At 57.8% G+C, this 14,489-nt stretch carries 14 protein-coding genes and 1 pseudogene; 8 read left to right on the top strand and 7 right to left on the bottom strand.

Going from position 1 to position 14,489, the window contains the following annotated elements; all coding sequences use genetic code 11:
- Positions 1 to 30 precede the first annotated feature (30 nt).
- The 3 genes and pseudogenes from AC0L7S_RS05815 to AC0L7S_RS05805 all read right to left on the bottom strand — a co-directional run bounded on the left by AC0L7S_RS05815 (position 31) and on the right by AC0L7S_RS05805 (position 3,006).
- A pseudogene (locus AC0L7S_RS05815) lies at positions 31 to 1,403 on the bottom strand (glutamate--cysteine ligase).
- Positions 1,404 to 1,577: 174 nt separating this feature from the next.
- Positions 1,578 to 2,312 (bottom strand): 16S rRNA (uracil(1498)-N(3))-methyltransferase, encoded by a 735-nt coding sequence (locus AC0L7S_RS05810; protein ID WP_473473481.1) that lies wholly within the window; start codon positions 2,310 to 2,312, stop codon positions 1,578 to 1,580.
- A gap of 31 nt (positions 2,313 to 2,343) precedes the next feature.
- Positions 2,344 to 3,006, bottom strand: coding sequence for a hypothetical protein (locus AC0L7S_RS05805; protein WP_473473480.1), 663 nt, complete (start codon positions 3,004 to 3,006; stop codon positions 2,344 to 2,346).
- Positions 3,007 to 3,135: 129 nt separating this feature from the next.
- On the opposite strand from AC0L7S_RS05805, the gene AC0L7S_RS05800 reads away from it, so the two are divergent.
- Positions 3,136 to 3,834: a type 1 glutamine amidotransferase gene (locus AC0L7S_RS05800; protein WP_473473479.1), complete on the top strand. Its 699-nt coding sequence runs from the start codon at positions 3,136 to 3,138 to the stop codon at positions 3,832 to 3,834.
- Positions 3,835 to 4,107: 273 nt separating this feature from the next.
- Positions 4,108 to 4,239 carry a hypothetical protein gene (locus AC0L7S_RS05795; RefSeq protein WP_473474389.1) on the top strand — a complete coding sequence of 44 codons (132 nt, stop codon included), beginning with the start codon at positions 4,108 to 4,110 and terminating at the stop codon, positions 4,237 to 4,239.
- On the opposite strand, the gene AC0L7S_RS05790 is transcribed toward AC0L7S_RS05795, so the two are convergent.
- The 3 genes from AC0L7S_RS05790 to AC0L7S_RS05780 are packed head-to-tail and all read right to left on the bottom strand — an operon-like array spanning position 4,220 to position 7,017.
- Positions 4,220 to 5,005, bottom strand: a complete 786-nt coding sequence (locus AC0L7S_RS05790) for a metallophosphoesterase (protein ID WP_473473478.1) — start codon at positions 5,003 to 5,005, stop codon at positions 4,220 to 4,222. The genes AC0L7S_RS05795 and AC0L7S_RS05790 overlap by 20 nt on opposite strands.
- A gap of 24 nt (positions 5,006 to 5,029) precedes the next feature.
- Positions 5,030 to 6,166, bottom strand: coding sequence for an alpha-hydroxy acid oxidase (locus tag AC0L7S_RS05785; protein ID WP_473473477.1), 1,137 nt, complete (start codon positions 6,164 to 6,166; stop codon positions 5,030 to 5,032).
- 47 nt (positions 6,167 to 6,213) lie between these two features.
- Positions 6,214 to 7,017, bottom strand: coding sequence for an FCD domain-containing protein (locus tag AC0L7S_RS05780; RefSeq protein WP_473474195.1), 804 nt, complete (start codon positions 7,015 to 7,017; stop codon positions 6,214 to 6,216).
- A gap of 200 nt (positions 7,018 to 7,217) precedes the next feature.
- On the opposite strand from AC0L7S_RS05780, the gene AC0L7S_RS05775 reads away from it, so the two are divergent.
- The 6 genes from AC0L7S_RS05775 to glcF all read left to right on the top strand — a co-directional run bounded on the left by AC0L7S_RS05775 (position 7,218) and on the right by glcF (position 13,327).
- Positions 7,218 to 8,540: a DUF3422 family protein gene (locus AC0L7S_RS05775; protein WP_473473476.1), complete on the top strand. Its 1,323-nt coding sequence runs from the start codon at positions 7,218 to 7,220 to the stop codon at positions 8,538 to 8,540.
- A 158-nt stretch (positions 8,541 to 8,698) separates the two neighbouring features.
- Complete coding sequence (locus tag AC0L7S_RS05770; protein WP_473473475.1) at positions 8,699 to 9,880, top strand: FAD-binding protein; 1,182 nt, start codon at positions 8,699 to 8,701, stop codon at positions 9,878 to 9,880.
- The gene (locus AC0L7S_RS05765) at positions 9,802 to 10,194 is read left to right on the top strand and encodes an FAD-linked oxidase C-terminal domain-containing protein (protein WP_473473473.1); all 393 of its coding nucleotides are present in this window, start codon (positions 9,802 to 9,804) and stop codon (positions 10,192 to 10,194) included. The genes AC0L7S_RS05770 and AC0L7S_RS05765 overlap by 79 nt, the downstream gene beginning before the upstream one ends.
- Positions 10,195 to 10,367: 173 nt before the next feature.
- The gene (locus tag AC0L7S_RS05760) at positions 10,368 to 11,624 is read left to right on the top strand and encodes an FAD-binding protein (protein WP_473473472.1); all 1,257 of its coding nucleotides are present in this window, start codon (positions 10,368 to 10,370) and stop codon (positions 11,622 to 11,624) included.
- Positions 11,621 to 12,007, top strand: coding sequence for a DUF4870 family protein (locus AC0L7S_RS05755; RefSeq protein WP_473473471.1), 387 nt, complete (start codon positions 11,621 to 11,623; stop codon positions 12,005 to 12,007). Before AC0L7S_RS05760 ends, AC0L7S_RS05755 begins: the two co-directional genes overlap by 4 nt.
- Before the next feature lie 24 nt (positions 12,008 to 12,031).
- Complete coding sequence (gene glcF, locus AC0L7S_RS05750) at positions 12,032 to 13,327, top strand: glycolate oxidase subunit GlcF (RefSeq protein WP_473473470.1); 1,296 nt, start codon at positions 12,032 to 12,034, stop codon at positions 13,325 to 13,327.
- Between the two features lie 34 nt (positions 13,328 to 13,361).
- On the opposite strand, the gene AC0L7S_RS05745 is transcribed toward glcF, so the two are convergent.
- Positions 13,362 to 14,282 (bottom strand): bifunctional 5,10-methylenetetrahydrofolate dehydrogenase/5,10-methenyltetrahydrofolate cyclohydrolase, encoded by a 921-nt coding sequence (locus AC0L7S_RS05745; protein WP_473473469.1) that lies wholly within the window; start codon positions 14,280 to 14,282, stop codon positions 13,362 to 13,364.
- Positions 14,283 to 14,489 lie beyond the last annotated feature (207 nt).

Genomic DNA, 14,489 nt, shown 5'->3' with positions numbered 1-14,489 from the left:
CGGTTTTCAGAATATTCCCCTCATGAAAGCTCAATAGGCATATTCCGTAAAAGCCGGTTCGATCGAACCACCCCAGCGCGTGTGATAGGCGGAAAGCATTTCCTCCGCGCTGGTCGTGCCGCGGCTAACCACCTCGTCCAGCGTGTGCAGGAATGACGCTTCGTCGTAGCCGTCATGATTGAGTTTGGCACGGTTCGTCAGCCCAAGCCGCGAGATGGTCAGAACTTCGCGGGCAAGGTCACGCAACGAGGCATTTCGAAACTGTGCCGATATGCCAAGTTCGGGCACGGCATCGCGCATTGCCCCAACGTCCTCATAGGTCCAGCCTGCTGTCAGGCTTTCGGCCGCCGCCAGCGCCTCTTCATCGTATAAAAGCCCGACCCACAGCGCCGGCAACGCACAAATGCGCCGCCACGGTCCACCGTCAGCCCCCGCATTTCAAGAAACCGCTTGAGCCGCACATCGGGAAACAGCGTCGAGAGGTGATTTGCCCAGTCGCCCATCGTCGCCATGCCGTCGGGTATGTCGTTGCGGGCAGCACCCGCCATGAACTGGCGGAAGGTCACATGCGTCATGTCATGATAGTGACCGTCACGGATCGCGAAATACATCGGTATGTCCAGCGCCCATTCGACATAATCGGCAAAGCCGAAATCAGGCGAAAAACAGAAATCGAGCAGCCCCGATCGCTGATTGTCGGTGTCGCGCCATATATCGCCGCGCCAGCTTTGCAGACCATTTGGCTTGCCATTGGTGAAGGGTGAATTGGCAAACAGCGCCGTCGACAGTGGTTGCAGCTTTAGCGAGACCTGCATCTTGCGGCGCATATCCGCTTCACTCTCGAAATCGAGATTCACCTGAATGGTACAGGTGCGATACATCATGTCGAGGCCCTTGGTCCCGACCTTGGGCATGTAATTCGTCATGATTTCATAGCGTGATTTCGGCATCTTCGGCGTTTCGGAAAGCGTCCATTTCGGGCTGCCGCCAAGGCCAAGAAAGCGTATGCCAAGCGGCTCTGCAATCTCGCGCACCTGCGCCAGATGGGCATTGCCCTCGCGGCAGGTCTGATGAAGCGTCTCCAGTGGTGCGCCTGAAAGCTCGAATTGGCCACCCGGCTCCAGTGAAATTGCGCCCTGGCCGGTCGGCTCGACAAGGCCGATAATGCGCCCCGCATCAAGGATGGGGTCCCAGCCGAGTTTTTCCTGCATGCTTTCCAAAATGGCGCGAATGCCTTGCTTGCCGCCGTAGGGTACGGGCGCATTGCCGTCGATATAGAACGGAAATTTCTCGTGCTCCGTGCCAATACGCCACATCTCGCGCGGTTTGTTGCCGACAGCCAGATAGGCGACAAGCTCGTCGATGCTTTCGATCGGGTGGAAATCAGTCGTGTCGCGCGCCATGAGTACCTCTGAATAGCGGCCCGTAAAACCGCCGGGCTACTTGGACGATATGCTATAAGCCGATCAAGCGAAAAATCCTGACATACGTGTCAATAGAAATTGATTTCGTATCCTGACGAATATTTTCGACCTTCCGATCCATGTGTTTGAGGGTTTTTAGGCGCGCGCATCATGTCACCAATCGCCTATGGTTGCCTGCATCAAGGCCAGTGCCGCAACCGCCGCCGTGTCGGCGCGCAAAATGCGCGGGCCGAGCGGAATTGCGCTGACAAATGGCAGCCCCCGCAGCATCTTGCGCTCATTGTCGGAAAAACCGCCCTCCGGGCCAATCAGCAAGGCGAGCTTGCGCTCCTTGACCTGTTTGAGGGCCGCCAACGGATTGTCGCCGTCCGCATCTTCATCACAAAAGATTAGCCGTCGGCTGCGGTCCCAGTCGGCCAGCAATTTCTCAAGTTTTACGCCATCGCGTACCTGCGGAACCGCCAGAACGCCGCATTGTTCCGCGGCCTCGATGACATTGGCTGCAATACGCTCAATGCCCGGTTTCGCCACTTGGCTATGCTGGGTGATGACCGGTTGCAGCACGCCAGCACCCATTTCGACCGCCTTTTGAACGAGATAATCGAGCCGGCCCTGTTTCAATGGCGCGAAGCAATAGATGAGGTCGGGCAACACCGGCTGCGGACGCTGCAATTCACCGACTTCGAGGCGAGCCGCTTTTCTGGTCTTGGAAGTGATCGTTGCCGACCATTCGCCGTCGCGCCCGTTGAACAGGAGCACTTTTGCGCCCTCGCCAAGTCTCAAGACATGGAGGAGGTAGTGGCTTTGCTGCTGGTTCGTTTCACATTCATGGCCGTTGGTCAGGTCATCGGGAACGAAAATTCGTTGCAGTTTGTAGTTTGCGCGCATCCTCGAGGAATGCGGCAGGCTCGTTGTTGCGTCAAGCCTCCACGGTTGAGTGCCATGTGGGCGCGTAACCGTGCTCCAGCACACCAAGTGTTGTTGCCGGTGTCAGCAAGTGGAGGGAGCGGCCTGAAAATTCGCTGAAATTGATGCCCCGCCCATAGCCTTTGAACGACCAGGGTAACGCTTTGCCGTTGCAAATGGCATAGGCTTTGCCGCTATCGGCGACCATCGCCCCGTCTGGCAAATTGGAGAGGTCATTGGCCGGGATGGCGGTCAATCGTCCACCCGATGCCAGCCTTTCGCCATGCAGGCGGGCATCCATCTGCGGTGCGCGCGGATCGCAAACAGCGAACGCAGCGCCAAATCGTCCAAGAAAGTCCTTGGCCCTTTCGCGCTGGCAGAAGAAACAGGGCCGATGGCCAGCCGCCAGTGCAGTGACCTCGTCGAGGAAGAACAATTCTGTCCACCCGGCCCTGGCTTGAGATTGGCCGTTACCTTGCCGGTTGCGTCCCATCGGCACCCGGCGCACGCCGCGAAACTCGCACACGCAGATGATCCAGGCTTTCAGCGTCCATCGCCGTTTCAGCAGTGTTTTTGTATCGGGGTCATGGAGAATACCGCGATTGCCGGTAAAAAGACCGCGTTCCGGCACAGCGTGAATGGCACCAAACGGATCGACCCGGTTCTGCAATGGCATCAATGGCGCTCCACCGGGGTTGAATTTGGCATAACGTATCGGCGTATTCGGTTCTAGGCCCGTATACGGCCCTCATGATATCGCTTGAGCCAGTTTTGTCATAGGCAACGGAATATCTCAGAGGGTCCAATGCGTGTTTTGGTTGTCCTGAACTACGAAAATACGGCAATTGGTCAACTTGGTCCTGCCCTGGCCGAAGTCGGCGGTGAGATTGACATGAACCTCCCCTATCTTGGCGAGGCGCTTCCTCCCAACGCGGATGCGCATGACGCCATGATCCTGCTCGGTGGCGGCCAGAATGCCCTCGCTGATGACCAATACCCGTATTTCCCGGAATTGCTCGAATTGATAAGGGATTTTGCCAGAAAAGATCGCGCAGTCCTTGGTATTTGCCTTGGCGGTCAATTGATCGCGCGTGCCTTCGGTGCCACCAACACCATTGGTACCACCACCGAGTTTGGCTGGCACCATGTCTCTCGGACGCAGCAAGGGCGCACCGATGCCGTGCTGGGTTCTCTGCCTGATCGGTTTTCCACCTTTGAATGGCATGATGATACGTTCTCGCTACCCCCTGATGCGGTGCGGCTTGCAACCAATAATGTCACTGAGAACCAGGCATTTCGCATCGGTCGCGCCGTCTATGGCTTTCAGTTTCATTTCGAGGCAGATCGGGTGGTCGTCCGGGATTGGAGCGGAATTTTCGCCGCGCTGATTGCCCAAAAACATCCGGACTGGGCAGATCGGCTGGATGATGAAACCGCGCGCAATGCCCCCTCGGCTGATGCAGCCGGATTGGCGATCGCGCGTGCCTGGGTTGCGGTGATCTGACGGCACGCCGGTCGCGTGGCAAAAATGGCACGTAGCAGTTAAACCGCCGTGGCTCGTCATTTTGCGCTTGGCTTGTGTCAGGTCCGCTCGCTAGAAACCGCGCTGCTTGGCTCGTAAATCGCAATGAATTCTCGCGATTTCCGGGCGACATACAGCCAATCGGGACATCCGATTTCCATTGGTTCCTAAAATTTATCTAAAAATGCCGATTTCAACGCATTGGTAATCGTATCTGTGCTGCAATATCAGAAAGCCCAACAAGAGATGACGCCCGTGAAAGCAGCACTTCTGTCCTTTGCCATGCTCTCAGCCATCGTGCTTGGCGGCCTCGGCATCTATTCCGCAGACGCCGCGAACGAGCACAATGCCGTCGACGGCTATGGCGTCACAACGGCGTTTCGCTAAAACCCTTGTCAATTGTCATCGACAGAATTCGTTTGCTTGAGCCATCAATTGCAAGCGCGGTAAGGCGCCCGGACTGATAAGCACCCGTGTCAACATTGACGCGGTTTCCCATCACCTCGGCATCGAAAACCGGCGTATGACCGTGCACGATGACTTTCGGGTAAAGATCGGGGCAGGCATGGAATTCACCACGTATCCAGATCAGGTCTTCGCGCACTTGTTCTTCAAGCGCGACCCCCGGCCGTATCCCGGCATGACAAAAGAAGAAATCGCCGAAAGTGACCGACAGAAGTAGCTCCCGCAGGAATCCGGTATGCGCCGGTGGCACGACGGCGGCTAAGGCTGCATGGTTTTCCAGTAACGCTTGCTGCGCCTTCGCCAGCAACCCTTTCCGACCTAGATTTATGCCATAGGACTGCGCCGTTTCAACGCCGCCATAGAGCATGAAAAGCCCACCCGGCTTGGGTTGATCGAGAAATTCGGTAAACCCAAAATCGTGATTGCCCGCAAGCATCACGTTACGCGCGTCGCGCTGGCGCGCTTCGATCAGGAAATCGAGAACGCCCTTCGAAGCCGGCCCGCGATCGACATAGTCGCCCAGGTGAACGATACGCCAATCTGCCGGTTGTTCGCGCTCCAGTTCCAAAGCAATTGCCTTGTGCATCGCTTCAAGCAGGTCGAGCCGCCCATGCACATCCCCGATGGCATAGATACGCATATTTTGTGGCCCGCTGGCGTCGAGAAAATGGATACCTGGCGTCGTCACTGGTTTTTCAACTCCGAGTTTTAGCTACCGGTGAAGGAGATCCTTGCTGACATCCTTGATGTCACGTTTTCCGCACAAGGCCAGCGTCATGTCCATCTCTTTCTGGATGATCTCCAGTGACTTGGTGACGCCCCGTTTGCCTTGTGCGCCCAACCCATAGAGGAACGGCCGCCCGATAAATGTGCCCTTTGCGCCAAGACACATGGCTTTCAGCACGTCCTGACCCGAGCGAATGCCGCTGTCCATGAACACTTCGATTTTGTCGCCAACCGCCTCTGTAATTTCTTCCAGCATCGAAATCGAGGATGGTGCGCCGTCGAGTTGCCGCCCGCCATGATTGGATACGATGATCGCATCGGCGCCGGTTTTAACGGCCATGACGGCGTCTTCCTTGTCGAGTATCCCTTTCAGGATCAGCTTGCCACCCCATATTTCCTTGATCCATGCGACATCGTCCCACGATAGGCTCGGATCGAATTGCGCATGCGTCCATTCGGAAATGGAGGTCAGGTTTTCGACACCCTTCACATGCCCGACAATGTTTCGGAATGTGTGGCGTTTCGTGCCCATCATCTCCAGGCACCATTTCGGCCGTGTCCCTATCTGCCACATATGTTTCGGCGTGAATTTCGGGGGCGCGGAAAGACCGTTGCGAAGGTCCTTGTGCCGTTGTCCCAGGATTTGAAGATCGAGCGTCAGCATCAGTGCCGAACATTTGGCGGCTTTCGCCCGTTCGATCAACCTGCGAACGAAGTCCTTGTCGCGCATGACGTAGAGCTGAAACCAGAACGGTTTTGTCGTTGCCTCCGCGACGTCCTCGATCGAGCATATGCTCATGGTCGAAAGCGTGAATGGCACGCCAAATTGCTCAGCCGCCTGCGCTGCCTTTATCTCGCCGTCCGCATGCTGCATGCCTGTCATGCCAGTCGGTGCCAATGCAACCGGCATCGACACTTTTTCACCCAGCATTGTCGTTTCCAGCGTCCGGTCGGTCATGTCCACCAGAACACGCTGGCGCAGCTTGATCTTGGCGAAATCCTCCTCATTGGCGCGATAGGTGCTTTCGGTCCATGAGCCGGAATCGGCATAGTCGAAGAACATCTTCGGCACGCGTCGTCGCGCGAGTTTCTTGAGGTCGTCGATGGTAAAAATTTCGCTCATGGGTTTTCCGTTCGGTGATGATCAAAATTGATGTTGATGAAGTGAGGTCAGGAACGCGACCGTGCCGCCTCTGCCTCATCAGGGTCCCGCCGCTGCCGTAGTCTTAGCCGGGACACGCGTTGCCAGTCCCCGGTGCGTTCGGCTTGCGCCGTTGAATGCTCGATATAGGTGATGTGATCCATCGCGGCTTTGCGTGCACCTTCAGGATCGCCCGCCTTCACAGCATCGTGGATGGCCCGATGCTGCGCAAGCAGGGCCTCGCGTGCGCCAGGCATCGAAAACACCATCAGCCGGTTCTGGAACACATCCTCGGAGAGAAGCCGGTAGCACGAGCGCATGGTATGCAGAAGGATGATATTGTGCGCACATTCGCAAATCGCATGGTGAAACTCGACGTCGGTTTCCGCTTCATTGACAAAGTCGCCGCTTCGATACGCTTCTTCCATGCGCGTCATAATCTGTGCGATCAGGGCAAGGTCGTCTGCGGTCGCGCGTTTCGCCGCATATTCGGCAGCTATGCCCTCGATCTCGCGGCGATATTCGAGATAGTCGCCCGCAGCCTTGCGGTGCGTTGAAATGAGGTCCACGACCGACTTTGAGAAAACCTGGCCGATCACATCGGCAACATAGGTGCCACCGCCCGGCCGGGTGGCAATCAGCCCGCGAGACTCCAGAACCTTGAGCGCATCGCGCAGGATCGGTCGTGAAACCTCGAACTGGCGCGCCAGTTCGCGCTCCCCGGGCAGGCGGTCGCCGGTGCGCAGCACACCTTCGAGAATAAGGCTCTCGATCTGCTGCACAACCTCGTCGGCCGTGCGTGAATGCTCGATCTTGGAAAAAATGTCGTTCAACGAGATGCCAGCCATGGTGAATTTTGCAGCCTAGAATAAAGGCAGCGACACCAACTGGTCAAATTATTTATCCAATCTGAAGCGGCGTGTCGATTGCGTCGCCATGCCGAGGTGCCGATTGACCTTGTACATCCCGTTTGCGTCCTTAGCCTTTTGGCTCTAGAGGAACGCGTTGCACGCAGGACTTGCGGGGACCAGACGTGTCGGACGAACCATCCAATCTCGAATTCAAGCCACGCGCGACGGGCAGCGTCATGGGCTTTCCAGCTCATGAGGGACGCCCCGGCGCATTGGGCGAAGTCCATTCCAGACCCCATCCGCTGGTCGAGAAGCCGCGTGTTCTGGTTCAGCTTTCTTTCATGACCGAAGGTGGCTCCAGCGTCGATCAGGCCGTTCTTTCCGAACTGTCGCGGCGCCTCGGCATTGCCGCTCCCGACCGTCAGGCCCGCCACCATGCAATGAAATGGGGCAAGGGGTCGCTGCAATGGGAGCGCCACACGGAGTTTTCGACCTATCTCTGGGAGGGGCCGCTCACCGGAAATGGCAGGGCCAATGAAGATTCGCCCTTTGGCAACGGGTTTTCCCCGCCCGGCACGGTGATTTCAGGGATCAGGCTCGAAATTCGCAAATGGACAGTGGCGAACGAAAAACTGATTGCGAGTTTTGACCCGACCAGCCTTTGCTACTCACTGGTGGAACGCGGTAATGCCGCCATTATCACCGATTTTCGTCAGGATGGTGACGGTTTGACCCGCATGTTGGTGCTGGATCGCGGTCTCACTCCGGCGCGGACCGGCGCGCTGTCACAGCGCCTTATCGACATTGAAACCTACCGCACTCTGGCCATGCTGGGCTTGCCGCTTGCCCTGTCGCTGTCGGGGCGGGTTCGCCGCATCGAGGACCGGCTGGCCATCATCACCCGCGAGATGAAGGTTGCCGAAACGCGCGACAGTCAGACCTTGTTGGCCGATCTGACCGAACTTGCCGCCGAACTGGAGGCGGATGCGGCGTCAAGCCTTTATCGCTTTGGTGCCAGTCGAGCCTATGATGGTATCGTGCGTGAACGGCTGGACGCACTCGATGAAGAGGTCGTTCCCGGCTACGACACCTGGGCAGGCTTCCTGCAGCGCCGGGTCGCACCGGCCATGCGTACATGCCGTTCCGTTGAAGAGCGGCAAGCCAATCTGTCGCGCAAACTTACCCGCGCCACCACGCTGTTGCGCACTTGGGTAGATGTCGAGGTTGAAAAGCAGAATCGCGATTTGCTGGCCTCGATGAACAACCGCGCCCGCCTGCAACTGCGCCTGCAGCAAACCGTGGAAGGCCTGTCCGTGGCCGCCGTTTCTTATTATGTCGTTGGTCTGGTTGGCCATCTCTTCAAGGGCGCGTCCACCTTCGATCATGTTTTCGCACCGGAGGTCGCCACCGCCGCAGCCGTTCCCATCGTTGTGCTTCTGGTCTGGTGGGCGGTGCGCCGCATAAGGCGACAGCACGCCGAAACCGGCAAGATCGCAGGGGAGTGATCTTGTCGCGCAGCGCCCGCGCTCATAGCGGCGCAGCGTCAGATTGACGCTGCGTAAAGTCCAGTGCAATGCCAATAACCCATTCGCCCAAAGCACAATTTGCATGCAGCCTGCGTAACTGGTAAAAGCTTTTTACCAGTGTATCGAAGGTGATGCCGATGTCCGGCCTCGTTATGCCCAAACCAGATGCAGCGACGCTCGGTCGGCGCGCTGAAATTGTCGCCGATATGCGCATTATCGTTCCCGGTGAAGGCGTTGTCGACACGCTCAACGAGATGCGTGTTTTCGAGAGCGACGGGCTGACCGCTTATCGCCAGATGCCGTTGGTGGTCGTGTTGCCGCAAACCGTGGCGCAGGTCTCGCGCATTCTGAAATATTGTAACGAGCGCAACATTCGTGTTGTTCCACGCGGTTCGGGAACGTCGTTGTCGGGCGGCGCATTGCCACTGGAAGATGCCGTCCTTCTGGTGATGAGCCGCTTCAACCGTATCCTCGAAATTGATTTTCCCAACCGCGCCGTCGTGGCCCAACCCGGCGTCACCAATCTCGGCATCACCACCGCCGTCGAGCAGGAGGGATTTTACTATGCCCCCGATCCATCCTCCCAGATCGCCTGTTCGATCGGCGGCAATGTTGCGGAGAATTCAGGCGGCGTTCATTGCCTGAAATACGGGCTGACGACAAACAACGTCCTCGGCATCGAGATGGTGCTGATGAATGGCGAGGTGATCCGCCTCGGCGGCAAGCATCTGGATAGCGAAGGCTATGATCTGTTGGGCGTCATGACCGGCTCGGAAGGGTTGCTCGGCGTTGTCACCGAAGTCACCGTGCGCATTTTGAAAAAGCCCGAAACGGCGCGCGCCTTGCTCATCGGCTTTCCCACCAGTGAACAGGGTGGCCAGTGTGTCGCCGACATCATTGGCGCGGGGATCATTCCCGGCGGCATGGAGATGATGGACCGCCCCGCAATTCATGCGGCGGAGGATTTTGTTCACGCCGACTATCCGCTCGATGTCGAGGCGCTGCTGATCGTCGAACTCGACGGTCCGGGTGTGGAGGTGGACCACCTGATCGGCCTCGTGGAAGACATTGCCATTCGCAATGGTTCCACCACCTGCCGCGTCTCCCAAAACGAAGACGAGCGGTTGACTTTTGGGCGGGCCGCAAGGCGGCTTTCCCGGCGGTCGGTCGTATCTCACCCGATTATTATTGCATGGACGGAACCATTCCACGCCAGCAACTGCCGAAAGTGCTGCATGGCATGCGTGAGCTTTCCGAACACTATGGGCTTGGCGTGGCCAATGTTTTCCATGCTGGCGATGGCAATTTGCACCCGCTGATTCTCTACGACGCCAATGTGCCGGGAGAATTGGATAAGGCAGAAGCGTTTGGGGCCGACATATTGAGGCTTTGCGTCAAGGTCGGCGGTGTGCTGACAGGCGAGCATGGTGTCGGCGTCGAAAAGCGCGACCTGATGCCCGAAATGTTCAACGAAGTCGATCTCGACCAGCAGATGCGCGTGAAATGCGCCTTCGATCCAAACCATTTGCTCAATCCGGGCAAGGTATTTCCGCAATTGCGCCGCTGCGCCGAGCTTGGCCGTATGCATATTTCGGGCGGCAAATTGCCGTTCCCCGACATTCCGAGGTTTTGATGATGGCAAGTGGACCAGTCTTGCAATGACGGCTTTTTATGTTGCCCCCCTCGTCGCAGGAGACCAACAACGGCGGCCCCATTCGCAAATCTCCCCCCGCGAGGGGAAGATGTCCGGCAGGACAGAGGGGGCGCGACAAAACGCGACGTCTCTGCACGGTTATCCCTACGCCCATGACCATTTTTACCCCCATCACCGCTGAAGATGTGCTGTCTATCGTCCAATGGGCGGCTGGTGAGGACATGCCGCTCGAAATTGTCGGTCACGCCACAAAGCGCGCCATCGGTCGCCCTTTACAGACCGAACACACACTCGACACATCGAAATTGTCGGGCGTCACGCTTTACGAGCCGGCTGAACTTGTACTGTCGGCCAAAGCCGGAACGCCACTTGCCGAAATTGAAAAACTACTCGCCCAAAACGGCCAGCAATTCGCCTTCGAGCCGATGGATTACAGCCCTTTGCTGGGCGGCAATGCGGGTGCGGGTACAATCGGTGGTGCATTGGCGGCCAATCTCAACGGGCCGCGGCGTCTGAAAGCCGGTTCCGCGCGCGATCATATTCTGGGCATCCATGCTGTCTCGGGGCGTGGTGAAGCCTTCAAATCGGGTGGTCGTGTCGTCAAGAACGTCACCGGCTATGATTTGTCCAAGGTCATGGCCAATAGCTGGGGCACGCTGGCCGTCCTCACCGACGTCACCTTCAAGGTTCTGCCGGCAGCCGAAATGGAAACCACGCTCATTGTGCGTGGTTTGCTCGATGACAATGCGGTAGCCGCTATGGCGCTGGCGCTCGGTTCCAGCGCGGAGGTTTCGAGCGCCGCGCATCTGCCTTATCCCGCTGTCGCGCGCGTGGCCGGTGCCAGCCTCGGCAATGAGGCGGCAACATTGTTGCGGGTCGAGGGTTTTGGCCCCTCGGTCGCCTATCGTATCGGCAGTCTGAGAAATCTGTTGAAGGATGCCGGTCCGCTCGAAGAAATTGCCGGTGATGCGTCGCGCGCGGTTTGGCGTGACATTCGCGATTGCCAGCCGTTTGCCGATGGCAGCCAAAAACCGGTGTGGCGCGTGTCCATGGCCCCGTCGCAAGGGCATCAAATGGTCATGGCGCTGCGCATGCAAGCCGCCGTTGAGGCATTTTATGACTGGCAGGGCGGTTTGATCTGGCTGGCCATGCCGAATGGAGAGCCTGAAGCGGACCAACTGCGCGCACTCATCGCGAAATTCGGTGGTGGCCATGCGACGCTGGTGCGCGCTTCACGCGCTGATCGCCTGGCCTTGCCTGTTTTCGAGCCGCAATCGCCAGCCCATGCGGCACTGTCGCAACGCTTGAAATCCGAATTCGATCCGAAAGCCATTCTCAATCCGGGGCGTATGGCCGCGAGCAAACCATCTGCTAATACTGTTTCTTTTGCAGAAGGGAGACCGACATGAGCGACACGAACCCGACACCGCCCACGCCGCGCCAGACCGATCGCTGGATGGAGGCTGGCCCCACCAATGTGCAGGTCATCTATATTCTTTATCTCGCCAGCTTCGTCGTTGGCATCACCGGAATAATCGGCATCGTTTTCGCCTATATCAATCGCGGCAAGGCCGGTGGCGTCATTGACAATCACTACACATGGCTGATCCGCACATTCTGGATTGGCTTTCTCTATGCACTGATTTCAGCCGTGCTGATGTTCGTCGTCATCGGCTTTGTTTTGATGCTGGCAGTCGCCGTCTGGATCATTGCCCGTTGCATCATTGGCCTTCAGGCGTTGCAGCGCAACGAACCGATCAAAAACCCGCAAAGCTGGTTCCTCGGAACCTGATATCAGAGCGATCCAGGAGCTGCCGTGCAGACCAATTTCACACTCGCGCAACTCGCTGATCCTCATGTCGCGGACTCCGAGGCAATCTTGCGAAAATGCGTGCATTGCGGCTTCTGCACGGCCACCTGCCCGACCTATGTGACACTTGGCAATGAACTGGATAGCCCGCGCGGGCGCATTTACCTCATCAAGGACATGCTGGAGAACGACCGGCCCGCAGATAAGGAAATCGTCACCCATATCGACCGCTGCCTGTCTTGCCTCGCCTGCATGACGACCTGTCCGTCGGGCGTCAATTACATGCATCTCGTCGACCATGCCCGCTCTCACATTGAACAGACCTATCGTCGCCCTTTGGCAGATCGGGCAATCCGGGCAATGCTGGCATTTGTGCTGCCCTATCCAAACCGCTTTCGTGCGGCACTGAAACTGGCAAAACTTGGCAAGCCGTTCATCAGTCTGTTTGATGCTGTCCCGGCGTTGAAACCGCTTGCGGCCATGTTGAAACTGGCACCGGCTTCGGTGCCGTCGCCCGCAACCAGCCCCAGCGTTCATCCTGCCGGAAACGGTGCAAGCAAGGGCCGTGTCGCCATATTGACCGGCTGCGCCCAGCCGGTTCTCGATCCCGGTATCAACGCAGCAACGATCTCGCTGCTGACGCGGCTTGGAATTGAAGTGGTGATGTCTCAAGGCGAGGGCTGTTGCGGCGCGTTGGTGCATCACATGGGCCGTGAGAAAACCGCGCTCGATCAGGCACGGCGCAATGTTGACGCATGGGCCCGCGAGATCGACAAGGGTGGACTTGACGCCATTGTCATCACCGCATCCGGTTGCGGCACGACCATCAAGGACTATGGCTTCATGCTGCGCCTTGACCCGGCCTACGCGCAAAAGGCTGCGCGGGTGTCGGCCTTGGCCAAGGACATTACAGAATATCTTGTGACGCTTGATCTGCCCGAGCCGATATACAAACCCGCAATTGTCGTCGCTTACCATTCGGCATGTTCCATGCAGCATGGTCAACAAATCACGCGCCAGCCGAAGGATTTGCTGACCAGGGCAGGCTTTGTCATCAAGGAGCCGCGTGAGGGGCATTTGTGCTGCGGTTCAGCCGGCACCTACAACATCATGCAGCCCGAAATCTCGGCGCAGCTACGTGATCGCAAGGTCAAGAACATCGAAGCGACAGGGGCGCAAGTCGTTGCCACAGGCAATATCGGCTGCATCACCCAGATCGCCTCGGCGGCAAACCTGCCCGTGGTACATACCGTCAAGCTGCTCGACTGGGCCTATGGGGGCCCAAAGCCCGAAGGCATTTAGTCGCCCGATGCTCTAATTGCGCATCCTCGCGTGCCTATTCCGCTGCAAGCCTGTTTGATGACGCGTAACTTTCCTTATAGAGCGCGCGCTGGCGGCTAAGCGCCACCATCGTATTGCGCAATAAAATCGCAACGGTGATCGGCCCCACGCCACCCGGAACCGGCGTGATCCATGAGGCCACATCCTTGACGCTTTCTGTGTCCACGTCTCCGACAATACGGCTTTTGCCGTCCGGCCCTATTTCCGCATTGATGCCGATGTCGATGACGGCAGCGCCCGGTTTCACCATGTCGGCTTTGATCATCCGCGGTTTTCCAACTGCAACGAACAATGCATCGGCGCGGCGCGCATGGGCAGCGACCGAACGCGTCATGTGATGACACACCGTCACCGTTGCGCCTTCGCTCATCAGCAGGAAGGCAATCGGTTTGCCGACAATCTCGGAATGGCCGACCACCACCACTTCCAGTCCCTTGAGGTCGAGGCCGGTTTCCTTCAACAGTTCGACCGACGCCGCTGCCGTGCAAGGTGCAAGGTCAAGCTCGTTATAGACGATATTGCCGATAGAGGCCGGATGCATGCCTTCCACATCCTTGAGCGGATGCACTGCCGCCTGTAGCGCCTTGATCGGGATATGCGCTGGCACCGGACGCTGGATGATGATGCCGGTTATGCGCGGATCGGCATTCATGCCGTGGATCGCCGCCTCAAGTTCCGCTGCCGTCAGGTCTGCCGGAAAGCGCTTTTCTTCGAAGTCTATTCCCGCCAGTTCGGCCTTGGCGCGCTGGTTGCGCACATAAACGCCGACCGCAGCAACGTCGCCGACAGTAATTGAAACCAGTTTCGGCGGAAATCCTTCTGAGGTTGCCACTTTCGCGGCTTCGCGCACGGAAGCGATAATGCGCTGGGCGACCGGCCCACCCTTCAGATAGCGCATGTCATTGGAGAGTGTCATCGATGGTCCTTTGCACGGAAATGGCGAATTTCAGCCGACATAGCAAGACCAGCACGCAAACGGCAATGCGAAAGCGAACAAAGTCGATATTTGAGCGACGTTGTGCCTAGAATGGCGCATTTTCTCGCGCACAAACCGGAAAACTGGCAACAAAAAGGGCAGCGCGACACTGTCGGCTGCCCTTTTGCGACCGGCCATTCGTTTGAG

This window comes from Mesorhizobium sp. G2-6-1, assembly GCF_055809095.1.
The sequence above is the reverse complement of the archived record's forward strand: the minus strand, read 5'-3'. Positions and strand labels throughout refer to the sequence as shown.